The 18075-nt window shown below is 67.2% G+C and carries 17 protein-coding genes; 2 read left to right on the top strand and 15 right to left on the bottom strand.

What is annotated here, in order from left to right:
* Positions 1-69: 69 nt before the first annotated feature.
* From AC3DE2_RS00160 to AC3DE2_RS00140, 5 genes are all read right to left on the bottom strand, one after another.
* Positions 70-597: a F0F1 ATP synthase subunit delta gene (locus AC3DE2_RS00160; RefSeq protein ID WP_488424523.1), complete on the bottom strand. Its 528-nt coding sequence runs from the start codon at positions 595-597 to the stop codon at positions 70-72.
* A gap of 15 nt (positions 598-612) precedes the next feature.
* The gene (locus AC3DE2_RS00155) at positions 613-1083 is read right to left on the bottom strand and encodes a F0F1 ATP synthase subunit B (RefSeq protein WP_295377011.1); all 471 of its coding nucleotides are present in this window, start codon (positions 1081-1083) and stop codon (positions 613-615) included.
* 108 nt (positions 1084-1191) lie between these two features.
* Positions 1192-1494, bottom strand: coding sequence for a F0F1 ATP synthase subunit C (gene atpE / locus AC3DE2_RS00150; protein WP_141454326.1), 303 nt, complete (start codon positions 1492-1494; stop codon positions 1192-1194).
* Positions 1495-1557: 63 nt separating this feature from the next.
* A complete protein-coding gene (gene atpB, locus AC3DE2_RS00145) occupies positions 1558-2355 on the bottom strand; it encodes a F0F1 ATP synthase subunit A (RefSeq protein WP_295377014.1) in 798 nt (265 codons plus the stop codon).
* 29 nt (positions 2356-2384) lie between these two features.
* Positions 2385-2753: a hypothetical protein gene (locus AC3DE2_RS00140; RefSeq protein ID WP_488424522.1), complete on the bottom strand. Its 369-nt coding sequence runs from the start codon at positions 2751-2753 to the stop codon at positions 2385-2387.
* A gap of 454 nt (positions 2754-3207) precedes the next feature.
* On the opposite strand from AC3DE2_RS00140, the gene AC3DE2_RS00135 reads away from it, so the two are divergent.
* Together AC3DE2_RS00135 and AC3DE2_RS00130 are read left to right on the top strand one after the other, a co-directional pair.
* Positions 3208-4011 carry a hypothetical protein gene (locus AC3DE2_RS00135; RefSeq protein ID WP_488424521.1) on the top strand — a complete coding sequence of 268 codons (804 nt, stop codon included), beginning with the start codon at positions 3208-3210 and terminating at the stop codon, positions 4009-4011.
* 103 nt (positions 4012-4114) lie between these two features.
* Positions 4115-4321, top strand: coding sequence for a DUF2061 domain-containing protein (locus tag AC3DE2_RS00130; protein ID WP_488424520.1), 207 nt, complete (start codon positions 4115-4117; stop codon positions 4319-4321).
* A gap of 69 nt (positions 4322-4390) precedes the next feature.
* Here AC3DE2_RS00130 and AC3DE2_RS00125 read toward each other — a convergent pair whose 3' ends face one another.
* The 10 genes from AC3DE2_RS00125 to AC3DE2_RS00080 form a co-directional block, all read right to left on the bottom strand.
* Complete coding sequence (locus tag AC3DE2_RS00125) at positions 4391-5068, bottom strand: DUF6624 domain-containing protein (RefSeq protein ID WP_488424519.1); 678 nt, start codon at positions 5066-5068, stop codon at positions 4391-4393.
* A gap of 121 nt (positions 5069-5189) precedes the next feature.
* Positions 5190-7313 carry a dihydrolipoyl dehydrogenase gene (lpdA, locus tag AC3DE2_RS00120; RefSeq protein WP_488424518.1) on the bottom strand — a complete coding sequence of 708 codons (2124 nt, stop codon included), beginning with the start codon at positions 7311-7313 and terminating at the stop codon, positions 5190-5192.
* Positions 7314-7328: 15 nt separating this feature from the next.
* Positions 7329-8762, bottom strand: coding sequence for a dihydrolipoyllysine-residue acetyltransferase (locus tag AC3DE2_RS00115; RefSeq protein WP_488424517.1), 1434 nt, complete (start codon positions 8760-8762; stop codon positions 7329-7331).
* 146 nt (positions 8763-8908) lie between these two features.
* A complete protein-coding gene (locus AC3DE2_RS00110) occupies positions 8909-9676 on the bottom strand; it encodes a DUF2884 family protein (RefSeq protein ID WP_488424516.1) in 768 nt (255 codons plus the stop codon).
* Positions 9677-9758: 82 nt separating this feature from the next.
* Complete coding sequence (locus tag AC3DE2_RS00105) at positions 9759-10286, bottom strand: DNA-deoxyinosine glycosylase (RefSeq protein WP_488424515.1); 528 nt, start codon at positions 10284-10286, stop codon at positions 9759-9761.
* A gap of 8 nt (positions 10287-10294) precedes the next feature.
* Positions 10295-10750: a DMT family transporter gene (locus AC3DE2_RS00100; protein WP_295382403.1), complete on the bottom strand. Its 456-nt coding sequence runs from the start codon at positions 10748-10750 to the stop codon at positions 10295-10297.
* Positions 10751-10838: 88 nt separating this feature from the next.
* Positions 10839-11945 carry an alpha/beta hydrolase gene (locus AC3DE2_RS00095; protein ID WP_488424514.1) on the bottom strand — a complete coding sequence of 369 codons (1107 nt, stop codon included), beginning with the start codon at positions 11943-11945 and terminating at the stop codon, positions 10839-10841.
* Positions 11946-11950: 5 nt separating this feature from the next.
* Positions 11951-14071, bottom strand: a complete 2121-nt coding sequence (locus AC3DE2_RS00090; RefSeq protein WP_488424513.1) for a hypothetical protein — start codon at positions 14069-14071, stop codon at positions 11951-11953.
* Positions 14072-14075: 4 nt separating this feature from the next.
* Positions 14076-15329 (bottom strand): MFS transporter, encoded by a 1254-nt coding sequence (locus AC3DE2_RS00085; protein ID WP_295382406.1) that lies wholly within the window; start codon positions 15327-15329, stop codon positions 14076-14078.
* Between the two features lie 162 nt (positions 15330-15491).
* Positions 15492-18029: a TonB-dependent receptor gene (locus AC3DE2_RS00080; protein ID WP_488424512.1), complete on the bottom strand. Its 2538-nt coding sequence runs from the start codon at positions 18027-18029 to the stop codon at positions 15492-15494.
* Positions 18030-18075: the final 46 nt, after the last annotated feature.

Here is an 18075-nt window from a genome sequence, read left to right as displayed (position 1 = left end):
TGTGTCTTGTGGGGGGGCCCCCGCCCCCCCTTTGTGTGGGGGGGCCCCCGCCCCACCCTACGTTTCTTGTCAGTGCGTGAGCGCGGTCTGCAGGCGCGACAGCTTGCCCTTGAGCGAGCCGTCGATGACCACTTCACCCGCGTCGATCACCGCGCCGCCGATCAGCGATTCGTCGATGGCGGTCTCCACCACGACGTCGCGACCCAGGCGCTTCTTCAACGCGACCTTGATCGCGTCCAGCTCGCCGGCCGGCAACGCCACCGCCGAGGTGACCTTGGCGCGGACGACATGCTCGGCCTCGGCACGCAGTTCCTCGAACAGCGCGGCGACTTCCGGCAGCTGCGGCAGGCGATGGGCCTCGGCCAGCAGCGACAGGAAGCGGGCGAACGATTCGCTGGCGCCTTCCGGAGCCAGCAGCGCGACCGCCTGGGCCTGCGGCAGTTCCGGGTTGGGCAGCAGGGCGGCGACCCGCGGATCGGCGGCGACGCGCGCGGCAAAGCCGAGCGCGTCGGACCACGCGGCGAGGGCGCTTTCGTCACGCGCGGCGGCGAACGCGGCGCGGGCGTAGGGACGGGCGACGGTTAGGGCCTGGCTCATCGTTCAGCGGTCCCGTCAGATCTCTGCGGCCAGTTCATCGAGCAGCGCCTTGTGGGCGTTGGCATCGATTTCGCGGCGCAGCAGCTTCTCGGCACCGGTCACGGCCAACGTGGACACCTGCTTGCGCAGGTCCTCGCGGGCGCGGGTCGCGGCGGCCTCGATCTCGGCTTCGGCCAGCGCCTTCTGGCGGTTGGCTTCGGCAATCGCCTCGTTCTTGGCGGCATCGACGATCTGGTTGGCACGGGCGTGCGCCTGATCGATGATTTCGTTCGCCTTGACGCGGGCTTCCTTCAGGGCCTCGTTGACCTTCTCTTCGGCCACCGCGAGTTCGCGCTGGCTGCGATCCGCGGCAGCCAGGCCTTCGGCGATCTTCTTTTGACGCTCTTCGATCGCGTTCAGCAGCGGCGGCCAGATCTTGGTCGCGATGATCCAGATCAAACCGGCAAACGCCAGCGCCTGGGCAAATAGGGTCAGACCGATGTTCATGGGTTTAGCTCTGCCAGTGGTGATGGGCGGGAAACACGCGGTTTCCCCACCCTTCTATCTTCGTTGCGGGCATCCGGATGGCCGTTGCCCGCACTCAGAAACCGCTGATCAGCCGCCGGCCAGCTTGGCCAGCTGCTCGGTGAACGCGGTGGCCAGCGGGTTGGCGAAGGCGAACAGCAGGCCCACGGCGACGCTGATGATGAACGCGGCGTCGATCAGGCCGGCGGTGATGAACATGCGGACCTGCAGGACCGGGATCAGTTCCGGCTGGCGCGCGGCCGACTCCAGGAACTTGCCGGCCATGATGGCCAGGCCCAGACCCGCGCCCAGAGCGGCCAGGCCGATCATGATGCCGATAGCGAGGACGGTGGAGGCCTGAACTTGAGCGAGGGTGGTCAGAACGGTTTCCATGGTTTTCTCCGGAACTAAATTGCTAAAGGGTGGAATGTTTAAGGTGCAAAGGGTGAAGCGAAATCAGTGGCTGTCTTCCGACAGGCTCAGGTACACGATCGACAGCATCATGAAGATGAAGGCCTGCAGCGGGATGACCAGCAGGTGGAACAGCATCCAGCCGAGGCCGAAGGCGCCGCCCGCGAGCGCGCCGACGATGCCGGCGCCGCCGAGCACCCAGATCAGCAGGAACACGATCTCGCCGCCGAACATGTTGCCGAACAGTCGCATGGCCAGCGAGATCGGCTTGCTCAGCCATTCGACGATGTTGAGGATGAGGTTGAACGGCAGCATCCACTTGCCGAACGGCGCGGTCAGGAATTCCTTGGTGAAGCCGATCGGACCCTTGGAGCGCAGCGCGAAGAACAGCATCAGGAAGAACACGCTGATCGACATGCCCAGGGTGGCATTGACGTCCGCGGTCGGGACCGGCTTCCAGTATGGAACGCCCAGCATTTCCAGCGGGAGCGCGATGAAATCCGCCGGAATCATCTTCAGCAGGTTCATCAACAGGATCCAGAAGAACAGCGTGATCGCGATCGGCGTCACCAGCTTGCTGGTGCCGTGGTAGGTGTCGCGCGCCTGCTTGTCGACGAACTCGAGCATGATTTCGACGAAGGCCTGCCATTTGCCCGGGACGCCCGAGGTCGCCTTGCGGGTGGCCAGCCAGAACATGAAGACCATCAACAGGCCCATCAGCACCGAGGTGATGATGGTGTCCATGTGGATGGCCCAGAACCCGCCTTCCTGAACCTGGAACGTCAGGTTGTGGAGGTGGTGCTGGATATAACCGGTGGGTGTCAGTGTTTCCTCGCCCGCCATGTGCCCTAGATCCTGCTAATAAGAATTCTTTATCGGAGCCTGGCCATCGCCAGCGCCTGTGCCGCCATCCCGGTCAGCGTGCCGGCTATCAGGGCCAGAGGCGGAAGCTTCCACACTCCGATGCCCAGCAGCAGCACCACAACAACCGTGACCCACTTGATCAACATCCCGGTCAGCAACCGCATCATCGCGGTCCCGGCACCGGTAACCCCGGCGCCGAATGCGAGCCGGGCGGCGAACCATCCCCCTGCCACCATCGCCAGCCCCCCTACCGCGGCCGCCAGCGCCTGGGATTTTCCCCAGAGCAGGAAGGCCATCGCGACCAGCAGCACCGCACCCAGCTGGAAAGCCGTTGCGCGCAATGCCAGCCGCCGGCCCGCAGCGACGGAATTCAGCACGGTAGGTCCTACGGGGTTCGTGTGGCGGGAACAAGGCCTGGGAGCGCCTCGCCGAGCCGCAAAAGTATAGCAGGGGCGCATTTTGCGGGACAACCGCCGAAGGTCGCAAAGTTGTGCCTATATGCGGCTGCGGATGCCCCGGGCCGCGGTGTCTGGCGGTAAACGTTTCCAGTGCCGGCGGCCGGGTCCGGCTGGCCCGCCCCCTGTTCATATTTTTATCGCAATTTTTGCGGAACTTTGACGAATGCCTTGGGTCAGTTCCCCTTGCAAGGTCTGCGACCAACTTCCTCGTCCGATGCTCCGAGCAGACCTTTTAGAAGCCCCGAGGCTCCTGGCCCGGGGCTTCGCCCTTTCCGGGGTCGGTATTTTCACGAGGCGATAATCGCGGTTTCACTCCGCGTCCACGGGATGGCGCCGAGGGTGGAAAGCCTGTTCACCGTCAGGAGACACGGGCATGAAACTTCGGACTTCCCTCCCCTTGCTGTGCGTACTTGGCGTGGCCGGCCTGCCACCAGCGCACGCGCAGGAGGCGGACCGCTTCACCCTTCGACTGGGCGCGATGGACGTGGACGCCGATGGCGTGCTCAGCGGGCGCACCACGTTCCAGGGCCAGGACCTGCGGTTCTCGCAGGACTTCGATTTCGGCGGCAAGGAACTGGTCCCGCGCATCGACGGCGTGTTCCGGATGGGCCAACGCCACCGGCTGATCTTCGACTACTTCCAGTACGACAAGGATCGCCGCGCGACGCTCGGGCAGGATCTGTCGTATGACGACATCACCATTCCCGCCGGCAGCTTCGCCAAGGGCAAGGCCAAGTTCCAGTTGGCCAGCCTGATGTACGACTACGCGGTGGTCGATACGGAGAAATTCAATCTTGGCCTGCAGATCGGCGCCGAATGGGCCAAGCTGGAGGGCCGCCTGTACGCGGAAGCCGGCGAGAACCGCTACGAAACCCGCAGCAGCGACGATGGTTACGCGCCGGTGGTGGGCCTGCGGCTGACCGCCACGCCCAACGAGAAGTGGCTGTTCAACCTGCAGGGCCAGTACCTGGATGCGGGCTGGGGCGATTTCGGCGACTACGACGGCAGCATCACCCGCGCCAATGCCCTGGTCGAATACCGCTTCACCCCGCATTTCGGCCTGTTCGCCGGCTATGACTGGTTCAAGCTGGATGTCGAGCGCGCCGGCAGTGACGGGCTGCTGGGGCTGGATCAGCGGTTCAAGGGACCAATAGCCGGCGTGACGCTGGCGTTCTAGGTGTATAGGCAGGGGCTATCGAAAAGGCAGGAAAGAGTCATTGGACTCGGGACCCTTCGCCCCCATAATGAGAATCAGTCTCATTCATGCCCTGAGGATCCCCGTGACCAAGACGCTTTCCTTTGCCGCACTGCACTTTTCGGTGGCCTTCCTGGTCGGCTGGGCGTTCACCGGCAGTTGGCTGGTCGGCGGCGCGCTGGCCTTGGTCGAGCCGGCCTGCAATACGGTGGTCTTCCACTTCCATGAAAAGGTCTGGAAGCGGATCGAACGTCGCCGTGCCGAGCGCGCCGGCACCGCCATCCCCGCGTGACCGTGGACCCGGGCTTGCTCCGCCAGCAGTGACCTCCATGCCAGGCCACGCGGGCCAGCAAGCCCGGCGCTACGGGGGCGGCGGCGGAAACATCTGGGTGGCCATGCAGATGTAGTCGGCCAGCGGCATGTCGCCCATGGCCTCGCGACGCTGGTCGACTTCGGCTTCCGGCGCCTCGATCGGCTTGGGCACCCACTGCCCCGCCTGCGCGAGCAACTGGCTGCCATAGCGCTGCGGCTTGCCCTGCCCGGCCAGCACGCGATCGGTCAACAGGATGAACTGGTGGCGGGAGATCTCGCCGCGCTCCACCCGTGGCGTGATCGCCGCCAGTACCTGTTCCTGGAAGGCCGGATCGGCGTCGGCATGCTGCACCAGCAGCCAGGCGGCATCGACGCCATCACGCCCCACCAATTCCGCGGTGGGAAATCCATGCTCGGCGACCATCTGCTTGATGCGCGGCAGGTGCGCGGCATCGACTTCCATCATTTCCCGTATTTCCTCCTGCGACCAGTCGCCTTTGCGGACTTCCTGGTCACGGGCCTGCATGCGCAACAGTTCGATTCGCAGATCCGCCAGTCGCGCGGCGGGATCGGCCATCTCCGGCGGCGGTGGCGCCGGATGCGCGCGGACGAAGGCCGCCGCACCGGGGCATTTCGCGTAGGCGGCTTGTTCCCGTGGATCGTCGGCGGCCATGGCGGCCTGCATCGACACCAGCAGCACGGTGACGGCGAAACAACGCTGGAGCATCTTCGAACCTTTCCTGCCGGCATGCGGGAACACCAGATCGATTCTAGACGCCCGGGATGGCGATGCCAAAAAAGAAACCGCCCACGGGGGGCGGTTCCTCTGCGCGCATTGCGGAAACGGCTTACTTCTTCTTCGGAATGTACAGATCGGTGATGGTGCCTTCGTAGACTTCGGCCGCCATCGCCACCGTCTCGCTGAGCGTCGGGTGCGGATGGATGGTGCTGCCGATGTCGCCGGCTTCGGCACCCATCTCGATTGCCAGCGCGACTTCGCTGATCAGATCGCCAGCATGCACGCCGACGATGCCGCCACCGATGATGCGATGGGTTTCCTCATCGAAGATCAGCTTGGTGGAACCCTCGCCGCGACCGATGCCGACCGCGCGCGCCGATGCCACCCACGGGAACTTGCCCACGCCGACCTTCAGGCCCTTGGCCTTGGCTTCGGTTTCGGTGACGCCGACCCAGGCGATTTCCGGATCGGTGTAGGCCACCGAAGGGATCACCCGCGCGACCCATTCCTTCTTCTCGCCCGCGGCCACTTCCGCCGCCAGCTTGCCTTCGTGGGTGGCCTTGTGCGCCAGCATCGGCTGGCCGACCAGATCGCCGATGGCGAAGATGTGCGGCACGTTGGTGCGCATCTGCCGATCCACCGGGATGAAGCCGCGATCGGTGACGGTCACGCCGGCCTTGTCGGCGTCCAGCTTGCCGCCGTTGGGCGAGCGGCCCACCGCGACCAGCACGCGATCCCAGGTGCCGGATTCCAGCTCCGGCTTCTGGCCTTCGGTGGCGCTCTCGAACGAGACCGTGATGCCCTTCTTGGAAGCTTCGACCTTGGCCGCCTTGGTCTTCAGGTGCACGGCCACGCCCTGCTTCTTCAGGCGGTCGGCCAGCGGCTTGACCAGGTCCTTGTCGGCGCCGGGCATCAGCTGGTCCATGAACTCGACCACGGTGACTTCGCTGCCCAGCGCGCGGTACACCGTCGCCATTTCCAGGCCGATGATGCCGCCGCCGACCACCAGCAGCTTCTTCGGCACTTCCTGCAGCGCCAGCGCGTCGGTGGAATCCATCACCCGCGGATCGTCCCACGGGAAGTTGGGCAGCTTCACCGCCTGCGAACCGGCGGCGATGATGCAGTTCTCGAAGCGCAGCAGCTGGGTCTTGCCGTCGCTGCCGGTGATTTCCAGTTCGTGCGGCGAAACGAACTTCGCCACGCCCTGCACCGTGCGCACCTTGCGCTGCCTGGCCATGCCGGCCAGGCCCTTGGTGAACTGGCCGACCACGCGGTTCTGCTTGAAGTCACGCAGCTTGTCGAGATCGATCTTCGGCTTGGCGAACTCGATGCCGATGTCGGCCGAATGCGCGGTTTCATCGATCAGCGCGGCGGCGTGCAGCAGCGCCTTGGACGGGATGCAGCCGACATTGAGGCAGACGCCGCCCAGCGATTCGTAGCGCTCCACCAGCACGGTGTCCAGGCCGACGTCGGCGGCGCGGAACGCGGCGGTGTAGCCGCCGGGACCGGAACCGATCACCACCATGCGGCATTCGATGTCGGCTTGCCTGCCGGTACCCAGCGCGGGCTTGGGCGCGGCCGGTTCGGCCGGCGCGCGATGCGACGGCGTGACCGGCGGCTTGCTGGCCGGCGCGGCGGTGGCGGCCGGCGCGGCGTCGCCGCTTTCCAGCACGGCCACCACGCTGCCTTCGGACAGGGTGTCACCCAGCTTGACCTTCAGTTCCTTCACCACGCCGGCGGCCGGCGAAGGCACTTCCATCGTGGCCTTGTCCGATTCCAGCGTGACCAGGCCCTGGTCCTTCTTCACCGTGTCGCCGACCGCGACCAGGATTTCGATCACCGGCACGTCGTTGTAGCCGCCGATGTCCGGCACCTTCGCTTCCAGGGTGCCGCCCGCCGCTGGCGCGGGAGCGGACGGAGCGGCGGGCGCGGTCGCCTTGGCTGGTGGCGCGGCCGGAGGGGCGGCGGGCGCGGACGGTGCCACGGCGGCGCCCTCGACTTCCAGCACCGCCACCACGCTGCCCTCGGACAGGGTATCGCCCAGCTTGACCTTCAGTTCCCTGATCACGCCGGCCGCCGAGGACGGCACTTCCATCGTGGCCTTGTCCGATTCCAGCGTGACCAGGCCCTGGTCCTTCTTCACCGTGTCGCCGACCGCGACCAGGATCTCGATGACCGGCACATCGTCGTAACCGCCGATGTCGGGGACTTTGACTTCAATCGTATTCGCCATGGTTCAGCCCCCCGCTTACAGCAGCACGCGACGCAGGTCGCCCATCAGTTGCGCCAGGTACGCGGTGAAGCGCGCGGCGGAGGCACCGTCGATGACGCGGTGGTCGTAGCTCAGCGAGAGCGGCAGCAGCAAGCGCGGCGCGAACTGCTTGCCGTCCCACACCGGTTGGATGGAGGACTTGGACACGCCGAGGATGGCGACTTCCGGCGCGTTGACGATCGGAGTGAAGGCGGTGCCGCCGATGCCGCCGAGCGAGGAAATCGAGAAGCAGCCGCCGGACATGTCGGCCGGGCCGAGCTTGCCGTCGCGGGCCTTCTTGGCCAGTTCGCTGGTTTCGGCGGCCAACTCGTTGACGCCCTTCTTGTCGACGTCGCGGATGACCGGCACCACCAGGCCATTCGGGGTGTCGGCGGCGAACCCGATGTGGAAGTACTTCTTGAGGGTGAGGTTCTCGCCGCTGGCGTCCAGCGAGGCGTTGAAATCGGGGAATTTCTTCAGCGCGGCGACGCTGGCCTTCATCAGGAACGCGAGCATGGTCAGCTTGATGCCAGCCTTCTCGTTCTCCTTGTTCAGCGCCACCCGCAGCGCTTCCAGATCGGTGATGTCGGCGTGATCGTGCTGGGTGACGTGCGGAATCATCGCCCAGTTGCGCGCCAGGTTGGCGCCGGAAATCTTCTTGATGCGCGACAGCGGCTGCACTTCGACTTCGCCGAACTTGCTGAAGTCCACCTTCGGCCATGGCAGCAGGTTCAGGCCGCCACCACCGCCGGCGGCGGGCGTGGCGCCGGCGGCCGCGGGCACGCCGCCGGACAGCGCGGCCTTGACGTAGCGCTGCACGTCTTCCTTGCTGATGCGGCCGCCGCGTTCGCTGCCCTTGACCTGATCCAGGTCGACGCCGAGCTCGCGCGCGAACAGGCGCACCGTCGGGCTGGCATAGGCCACCTTGGACGGCAACACGCGATCGGCGTTGAATTCCACCGGCGGGGTGCGCGGCGGCACCGCTTCCGGATCGATGCCGGGCTTGTCTTCCAGCGCGCGCGGCGCGGTCGGCGCGGCGACTTCCTGGGCGATCTCGCGCTGGGCCAGCTTGTCCGGGGTGGGAGCCACGGCCACCGGCTCGACCCTGGCGCCGGTTTCGGCGGTCTTGACCGGCTCGGCCTTGGCCGGTTCCGCCTTCGGCGCGGCGGGGGCCGGCGCGGCGGCGCCCTCGGCCACCTCGATCAGGGCCACGACCGAGCCTTCGGCCAGTTCATCGCCCAGCTTGACCTTCAGTTCCTTGACCACGCCGGCGAACGCCGACGGTACTTCCATGGTCGCCTTGTCCGACTCCAGCGTGACCAGGCCTTGATCCTTGGCGACGGTATCGCCAACGGCGACGAGCACTTCAATGACGGGAACGTCACTGTAGCCACCGATGTCGGGAACTCGTGCTTCCTTGATTTCGGCCATGGGGAACTCCAGCGATCACTTGCCAATAGGGGAACCCCTATTGTGGCCATCCCCGCCCGGTGCGCCAACCTCTGGACGCAATTATTTTCGGGCCGGGGCCGCTGGAATCCCCCGCCGCGGCTTGCGCGAAGGCGGGCACGCCTTGCTCAGTCGCCGGTGGTATGCCTTTGGTCGGGCTTTTCTTCCAGCAGATCGAGCGCCTGTCCGCCGGGGAGACGATACGCCAGCGCACTGTCGATCCGCTCCAGTTCGCGCATCTGCGCGCACAGTTTCTCCGCGCGCGCCTCCAGCGCCTTGGCGCGCGGCGCCACCCGCGCCTCGACCTGCTGATCCAGGCCCTCCATGCGATCCAGGCGATCGGCATCGCCGGTCAGCGCGGCGGTCAGCGCACCGCCGACGATGTCGCCGATGACGCTGGGCATCACTTCCCCGACCGCGCGCTCGATGCCCTTGTCCAGATCCTGGCTGTTGAAGCGGTTGGCGCTGATCGAACGGGCGATGCCCTGGTCGATCGCCTTGCGCGCCTTGTCCAGCGACTTGCGGGTGCGATCCGGATTGTTGCTGATGCCGGCGGCGACTTCGCCCAGCGCGGTGAAGGCGATGTCCGCGGCATCGCGGCCGATCTCGTGCGCCAGCGGCATCGCGGTGCGCGCGCCGCGCTCGAAGTCGACCAGGCGCCGGCGATCAGCGTCGTTGATCCCGACCCAGCGGTCGTCCACGAACAGGCGGCCCTGGCGCATCACGATCGCCTTGGGCACGCCGCTTTCGCGGGTGAAGATCACGCTGCGTTCGTTGACGGTCATGTCGTAGTCGCTTTCGATCTCGCAGCGGATGTCCTTGGCCTGGGCGGACGCGGCCAGCCCGGACAGCGCGGCCAGGCACAGCAGGGAAAGACGTGGGGCGGAACGGGTCATGACGGGCTCCGGAAGCTCGGTTGCCCGCAGGATGCCAGCGCGCCCGCCTGCCCGCACCTGCCGGACGGGAGCATGACCTTCGTCAGGGACGGTCGAGATGGCGGGCCAGCACACGCCACTGCGCGGCCAGGCGCTCCACCCCGAAGGCCGCATTGGCGGGGCTGGTGGACGGCAGCGCATGGAAAGCCAGTCGCTGCGCCAACGCCGCCGGCAGGGTCGGTGCGACATGGCGCTGGAACGCCTGCGCGGCCTTGCCGCCGTTGAACGCCACCGCGCGCACGCCAGGCCGCGTCCCCAGCCAGTCCGCCAACGGGTTGGCGACCTCGCTGCCGGGGACGATGTCCGCGTCCAGGCTGCCGCGACGCTCGCAGGCGCCGATCACGTCCCACAGGCCGACGCCGGCGGCCTGCAGCGCGGCCAGGCGTCGCGGGTAGTCGAGCCCGGCATCGAAACCGCACAGCGCGCCCATCAGCGGCCAGAACCGGTTGCGCGGATGCGCGTAGTACCGCGCCGCCGCCAGCGACGCCGCTCCGGGCATCGATCCCAGAATCAATATCCGGCAATCCGCGCCGGCCTGTGGCGGCAAGCCGCGCAGCAGCGTTGCGGTCATGGCCCCGCTCAACCCACCGGTGTCTGCCAGGGCCGTACCACCAGCAGTGCGCCGGCAACGACCAGCAGCGCACCCACCACGCGGGTGGCGTCGATGGGCTGGCGCGCATGCAGCACGCCGTAGTGGTCCAGCAGCAGCGAACCGACCAGTTGCCCGAACACCACCAGGCAGATCAGCGGCGCGGCGCCCATGCGTGGAATCAACAGGGTGGCGGCGGCGACATAGACCGCGCCGATCGCGCCACCGGTCCACGCCCACCACGGCACCCGCGCCAGCGCGGCGGGGTCGAACGTCGGCCGGGTCGCCAGCCACCACAGCGCGAGCACCCCGGTACCCACGGCGAATGACATCAGCGCGGCGAACAGCGGCCCGAACGTCTGCCGTCCCAGCGAGGCGTTGATCAACGCCTGCAACGGCAACAACATGCCGATGAACACCGCCAGTCCCATGCCGATCGCCTTCATGCTCGTCTCTTCCCGAAATTGGAGGGCGGACACGATACGACAGGCGATGTCCGCGCGGGCATGACCCCGCGCGGCGACGGGCCGGCGATCAGCGCGATTCGCGGCCCAGATGGCGATCGAAGAAACGGGCGATCACGCGGTAGGCCTCCTGCGACTCGGGCAGGTCCGGATACACGAAGAACGCGTGCCAGAGCCCGTCGAACAGCACCAGATCCGCCTCCACGCCCGCCACCAGCAGGCGGCGCTGCATGGTGCTCAGCGCGCTCACCGCGAAATCGCGCCCGCCGGCCAGGAACAGGGTCGGCGGGAACTTCGCCAGCAGTTCCGGCGACTGGCCAGGATAGGCAACCGGATCGTCGGCCTTCGCGGTCCGCAGGTAAGGCAGGCTGGCGCCGCCGTCGGACTGCAGCGGGGGTACCCCGACCGCCAGTTGGCCCAGGGTGGCCGAGTCGCCACCGAACAGCAGCCCGGTGCCGCAGAAGTTGCCGACCGCGCCCGGGCGCGGCAGGTCGCGTTCGAGAATGCGCGCGGTGGCCTGGGCGGTCAGCATGCCGCCGGCCGAACACCCGTAGATGCCGATGTTCCCGGCCGGGTACTGCTTGAGCAGTTCGCGATAGACCGCCTCCACGTCGTCCACCGCGGCCGGATACGGATGCTCCGGCGCCAGGCGGTAGTCCACCGTCACCACCCGGATGCCGGACACCGCCGCGATCGGCACCGCTTCCACCAGCGCGCCGCTGCCCGAGCCCCACATGAACGCGCCGCCGTGCAGGTTGATCAGTACCCGCCGCGCGTTGGCGCCCTGCGCGCCGGCCTGCGGATCGACCACGTGCACCGGTACGCCGCCGATGCGCGTGGCCTCCACTTTCGCCGGATAGCGGCGCTCGGCTTCCGCGAGGCGGTCATCGTTGTAGCGCTGATAGAAGCGGCGCTGGTCGGCGACGTCGGCGGGATTCGGCCCCTTGCCCTCGCGGGTTTCGGCCAGCATGCGTTCGAACTGCGCGCGCGCCTCCGGACTGGCGAAATCGCTGTACGGCAATGGGGTGGCCGGCAGCGCCACCGTTTCCGGGGATGCGACCGCCACCGGTGTCTCCTGCGCCATCGCCAGGAGGGGGAATGGCAGCGCCAGCAGCCCGGCGGCCAGCCGTCGCATCGCCACCGGACGCGCGTGTCGGATCAAGGGAATCGTGCGCATGCTCATCACTCCTTTTCTGCGGAGGCGGGCGCGTCCGCCGCTTCCGGCGGCGACAGCGCCAGGAACACCGTGCTCCACAGTTGCGCGGCGTTGGATTCGTCTTCGTGCGCGCCCTGCGCGCCGAAGGGCTCGACCTGGAAACGGCCATCGCGGTACGACCACGACCACAGCTCCGAGGTGCGCACCGCATCGGCGGCGCGAATCGCGCGCCACAGCCGGTGCCTGGCAGCTTCCAGCACCTCGCGCACCTGCACGGGCAGATCGTCGCGCGCCAGTTGCCGCTGCAGGCCCGCCACCAGCACGGCCTGCTGCCACGCCCACACCACGGTGCCGTGGTAGGCGGCGCTGCCCAGGCGCGGCCAGACCGCGCGATCGGCATAGGCGGGATTGGCGACCAGCAGGCCGACGTCGGTCATCAGTCCGGCCGGGAATGGCCGCATCAGGTTGCCGACATCGCGCGCCAGGGTCTTCGCATCCGGCTGGCCGAACAGCAGGCGGAAGCCCTCGTCCGAATGCAGCACCGGCACCGGTTGTCCATCCGCATCCAGTGACAACGCCGCGAAAGCAAGTTCGCCATCGCCCAATGCGGCCAATGCCGCCTGCGCGGACACGCCGGCCGTCTCCGCATAGGCGCGCACCTGTTCCGCCGCGCGCGCGGGCGCCAAACGCACGGTGAACAGTTCGCCCGCGCGCCGTTCCCAGGTCTGCGCGCGTCCGGCCGCGGCACGCAGGCGCGTGCGTTGTTCCGATGTCGTGTAGGGCTCCAGCAGGCCGCTGTCGAGGAAACCGCCGACCGCCCGCAGCGCCGCCGGCATCCAGACCGCGTTCACGTCATACGGATAGCGGCCACGGCCCATGCCCTCGTTGCTGTCGCGCCACTGGCCCACCGGCTTGTCCGGCTTGAGCGCGATCAGGTGGCGGAACACCGGTTCGTCCGCGAACGCCTGGCTGCGGTCGGCCACGAACAGCAGGTTGCGCACCAGCGCGTCGCCGCGGCGCCCCTGATCCTGCCCGCCGTCGGCCGCGAGAAACGCGCGCGCCCGCTCGCGTCCGCGCGCGTCTTCCAGCAGCCAGGCGGCCACGACCGGCGGCAACATGTAGTCGTCGTCGATCATCGTGTAGTCGTAGATCGGCGCCGCCGAAGGCGTGCCCTGCTCCTTGCGATGGCGCAGCACCGCGAATTCGCCGATGTCCTCCTCGTGCGCGACTTCGCCATTCGGCGCCAGCCGCGCCAGCACCGCGCCGATGCCCGCCTCCACGGCTTCGGGCTGCAGCACCGGCATCAGCAGGCGCACCGACATCAGGGTGTCGCGGCCGAAGTAGGTGTCGAAGCGCCAGGAACCGGCGAGGAATTTCTCGTGGTAGCTGAGGAACTGCAACGCCTGACGGCTGCGCAGGTCCGCAGAGGCCTGCCCGTTGAGCAGGCCGGCCGCGTCGAACGGCGTCAATGCGGTTTCCCCGGTCGAGGCATGGATGCGCAGCCGCAACGGCTCGCCGGCGGGCGCGCCCTGCAGCACGATTTTTCCGCCTTCGCGGGCAAAGCGGCCGTTCTCGGCCTCCAGCGCGATGGCGTAGCCCGGCGCGCCGTCCAGGCGATTGCGCTTCCAGCGGATCGCGTTGGAAGTCACCTCCGGTCGCGCCGCCGTTTCGGGCGGATACGGCTGGCCGAGCTGGTAATCGCGCAGCACGCGGACGCTGCCGAGCACCGCGTCCTTCACCACCAGCCGCGCCGCATCGACGCGCGCGGTGGCCACGATACCGTTCCAAGCCTTGCCGCCGTCGCGATGGCGCTCGCCATTCACCTCGCCCAGCGTCCATTGCACCGGCGCCGCCGTGTCCTCGAACCACACGCCCACCCCGCTGTTGCCGGCCGGGAATGCCACCAGCACCCGCGGGCGGGTTCCGGAACTCAACAGCAGGTGCGCGGCGATGTCGCCGTCCTGGTGGAAGGCGTTCTCGATCCGGCCTTCGGTGATGCGGAACTGCAGCGGCGCCGTGGTCGCCGGGCGGTCGTAGGCCAGCGCCGGGAACAAGGCCGGCGTGGCGAGCAGCACCGCCAGCAGCAGGCGGGACGCTGCCTGCTTCAGGCGGACGGAAGACGGCGGGCGGGAAACGACATGGTGCATCGGATCAATGGCCTCCGGCCGGCATCACCGGCGTGTCGACGGATGCGCGCGTGGCGCGGTGGAGCAGGGTCAGCGACAGCAGCAGCAGCGCCATCGGCAGCAACAGCAGGTAGAACGCCCGCGAGCCATCGAAATGCGCGAACAGCTGGCCGGTGATGAAGGATCCGGTGGTGCCGCCCAGCGCGGAAAACACCACGATCAGCCCGGTCATCGCCGCGTGCCGCGCCTTCGGCAGCGCGCTCAGCACCACCGAGTTGATGGTCGGATAGATCGGTGCCATGAACAGGCCGATCAACGGGAACACATACGCGGCGAGGGGCGCATCCCACCAGCTCGCGCCGGTGCGCGGCTGCACGTTGGCCGCCAGCGGCAACGCCACCAGCACCAGCACCGCCATGGCCAGCACGCAGGTCGCCAGCAGCCAGAACCAGGGCAACCGCCGCAGCAGCACGCCGCCGCCCAGGCGCCCGACCGCCAGCGAGCCGGCGAAGATGCCCGCCGCCTGCACGCTCAGGGCGGTCGGCAGGTGCAGGATTTCGCGGTTGAAGGTCGGCAGCCAGGTATTGATGGCCTGCTCCATCAGCACGTACAGGAAGGCCGAGGCCAGGAACACGATCACCAGCAGGCGCGCCAGCAGGCGGAACATGTCGGCGAAGGACTCGCCCACCGCATGCCCATCGCGCGCCTGCGTCTCATCCATCGACGATCCGGCCAGCAGCAGGATCACCGCCACGCACAGGCCGGCGATTACCCAGTAGACGTTGAGCCACACCGGATCGCCCGGCGCGTCGGGATTGATGAACGCGGCGAACAGCCAGGCGCTGCCGAGGATGCCGACCATGAACCAGCCTTCCACCGTGCTGGTCAGTCCGGCGTGCGCGCGCTCGCTGTCGGTGAGCAGGCCGATGCTGGAATACACCGAGACCTTCACCAGCGCGAACGACACGCCCACCGTCACGAACAGCAGCTTGGTGGCCCAGAACGACTTCAGCAAAGGCATGCCGGCGCAGGCCAGCGCCACCAGCGCCAGGCCGAGCATCATCGCCCGCCGGTAGCCCAGCCGCGGCAAGGTCGAGGCGACCAGGAACGAGGCGACCGCGATCGGCAGGTCCTTGAAGGCTTCCAGCGTGCTCGCCGACGCCTTGCTCACCCCGAACCCCTGGATGACCTGCAGGATCACCGCGCCCACCGAGTTCAGCAGCATCGCGAAGATCATGTAGGTGAAGATCAACCCGAGCACCATGCGGGTTCGATTCATTGCTTGCTCCGGGCCACGCCGCCGGGCGGCCACTGCACTGTGTCACCGCCGGGGCGGCAGGGGAATCCGTCGCGGGGCCGGTCGCCCATGCCCCACGACGTGGAAGAAGGATCCGGGGACGCCTCCCGGGAGAGGAGTTTCAGGCGGCGTCCCCGGCGTGGCTCACCAGCTGTACTTGGCCTGGAAGTTGACCTCGCGGCCTTCCAGCGGACGCGCCAGCAATACACCGCCGGCCGTGGTCGCCGAGCCGAAGATGCGCGAATTGCTCTCGGTCAGGCCCAGTTCGTTGGTCATGTTGGTGCCGCGCAGGTTGAACTGCCAGTTCTCGCCCACGTTGGAGGTGATGCCGAAATCCAGCGTGTGGTACGAACCCAGTTCCTGCAGGCCCGACTGATCCTGGGTGTGATCACCCACGTAGGTGTAGGTCACATACGGGGTGATGTCGCCCCAGCCCATCTCGAAGCGGTAGCTCGGGGTGAACATGGCGCGGAACTTGGGCTGGCGCTGGAGCTGCTGGCCTTCGATCGGCGCGCAGTTGTCGTTGCCGTTGATGTCGCGGTACGGCAGGCAGGCGTCGTAGTCCGTGTATTCGCCATCCAGGTAGTTGGCCACCAGTTGCAGGCGCAGGTTCTCGGTCGGGGTCAGCGCGCCGATGAAGTTGACGCCATGCGACTCGGATCCATAGATCCGCGGGCTGCCGACCGGCGTGCCCAGGCCATCGGTGGGCTGGTACTGCAGACCGCTGAACACACGCCGGTAGGCACTGATGTCGGCGTACAGCAATGGCGACTGGTACTTGAAGCCGATTTCGTAGTTGCGGATCTTCTGCATCGGCGGATAGTTGTCGTTGGTGGTGCCGCGGATGCCGTTGTCGAAGTCCAGGAAGTGGCCGCCGGTGTTTACGCGGCCATACATGGACATGTTCTGGGTGAACGAGTAGTTGGCGCCGGCCGTCCAGGAGGGGTGGGTCTTCTCGTAACGGTTGCGGGCGTAGGTGCCATTGCACATCTCGACGTTGTTGTCGTAGATCGTGCTGGTATCACCGTCCAGGCCACCGGTGCCGGGGTTCACCGGACTGCGGTTGCAGACGTTGCTCTTTGCATCCTGGTTCTCGACGCGGCCGGACAGATCGAACAGCCACTTGCCGACCCGCCAGGAATCGGACAGGTACAGCGCCATGTTGGTGGCCTTGCCGTTCTGGGCGATGTGGAAGCCGCTGAAATCGGCGAAACCCTGCGGATTGGTGCGGTAGAAGGTCTGTCCGCCATTCACGTAGCTCACCACGATCGGACGGGCGTTGGGCTCGTTGGCCATCAGCATCTGGTTGCCCAGCGACCACTTGTCATCCATGGTGTAGTGGTTGATGTACAGGCCCATCGTCAGGGTATTTCCCTCGAACAGCTCCTTGCTCAGGCGGAAGTCGTTGCTGAAGCTCTTCAGGTGCTTGTGGATGTGCCACCAGCCCTGCTGGATGACGCTCTGGGTCAGTGGCACCGCGCCGCCGTTGATGTAGTTGGCGGTCGCCACCGAGCCGGCCGGCAGCTGGAAACCACCCGGTGTGTCAGCGGTGAACAGCATGTCCTGCAACGACACCGGGTTGTTGCCCGAGAACAGCGCATTGGTGTCCATGTCGCCTTCGTTGAACAGGAAGCGATCACTGATCGCCCAGCCGTTGTCGAAGGAGTAGTCGAAGTTGCCGCCGAACATGAAAAGCTTGGCGCCGCGACCATCGGCCAGATCCGCGTTCTTGCCACCACCCGGATAGGTTGGCAGCCACACGTGCTGCATGTACTTGCTGTAGTAGGTGTCCTTCAGCGGATCGAAACCGGGATAGGCGCTGAAGTTGTCGGTGCCACGCTGGATCAGCGGAATCGGGGTGATGAACTGGTTCTTGTCGTTGAGGTAGCGGGTGTACAGGGTCAGTCGGCCCGCATCGAAATCATGCGACAGGGTGGCGGTCAGCTGGCCGCCTTTGTCGGCCTTGAACTGCGGATCGCGCACGCCGTCCGACTCGCGCCAGAAACCACCGATGCTGCCGTACCACCCCTCGGCCACCTTGAATCCGTAGAAGCCGTCCAGCCGCCACAGGCCTTCGTTGCCGTAGGTCAGGCCGACGCTGCCGGAGGGCTCCTCGGTGCCGGTCTTGAGGAAGAAGTTGGCGCTCGCGCCCATCTGGCCATCGGCGAACACCACCGACGGACCACCCTGCAGGATTTCCACCGACTCGATGGTGTCGTCCAGGCGGAACATCGAGGTCGTCTCGAAGAACGACAGGGTGGGCATGCCGTACAGCGGCGAGCCCATCAGCAGGGTCGAGAAGTACGGCGCGTCGCCACCGCCCGGAAAGCCGGCGATCTCGATGTTGGCGCCGGTCTGGCCGCCGGTCGATTCCGGCCACATGCCGGGGGAGATCTTCAGCAGGTCGGCGGTGCTCTTGGGGTTGGCCTGTTTGATCTGCTCGGCGTTGGCGGTGACGATGTTGAAGCTGGCTTCCAGCTTCCTGACGCCGCCCGCGGTCGCGGTGCCGGACACCACCACCGTGTCCAGCGTGGTGGCCTGGCTCGGGCGCTGCTCGGCCGGCGGTTGTTGCGGTTGGGGTTGCTGGGCCGGCGCGGTGTCCTGCGCGAGCACCGCGGATGGTGCCAGTGCGGCAGCGATCGCTACGGACAGGGCGTAGCGGATCAAGTTGGTCTGTTGCATGTGTTCCCTCCACTTTTTCAACAGGTTGAGATAATCCGCCGCGGCT

Source organism: Pseudoxanthomonas sp. 68-E7 (assembly GCF_057773145.1).
Note: the sequence above shows the minus strand (reverse complement) of the source record. Positions and strands in the feature narration are given on the sequence as shown.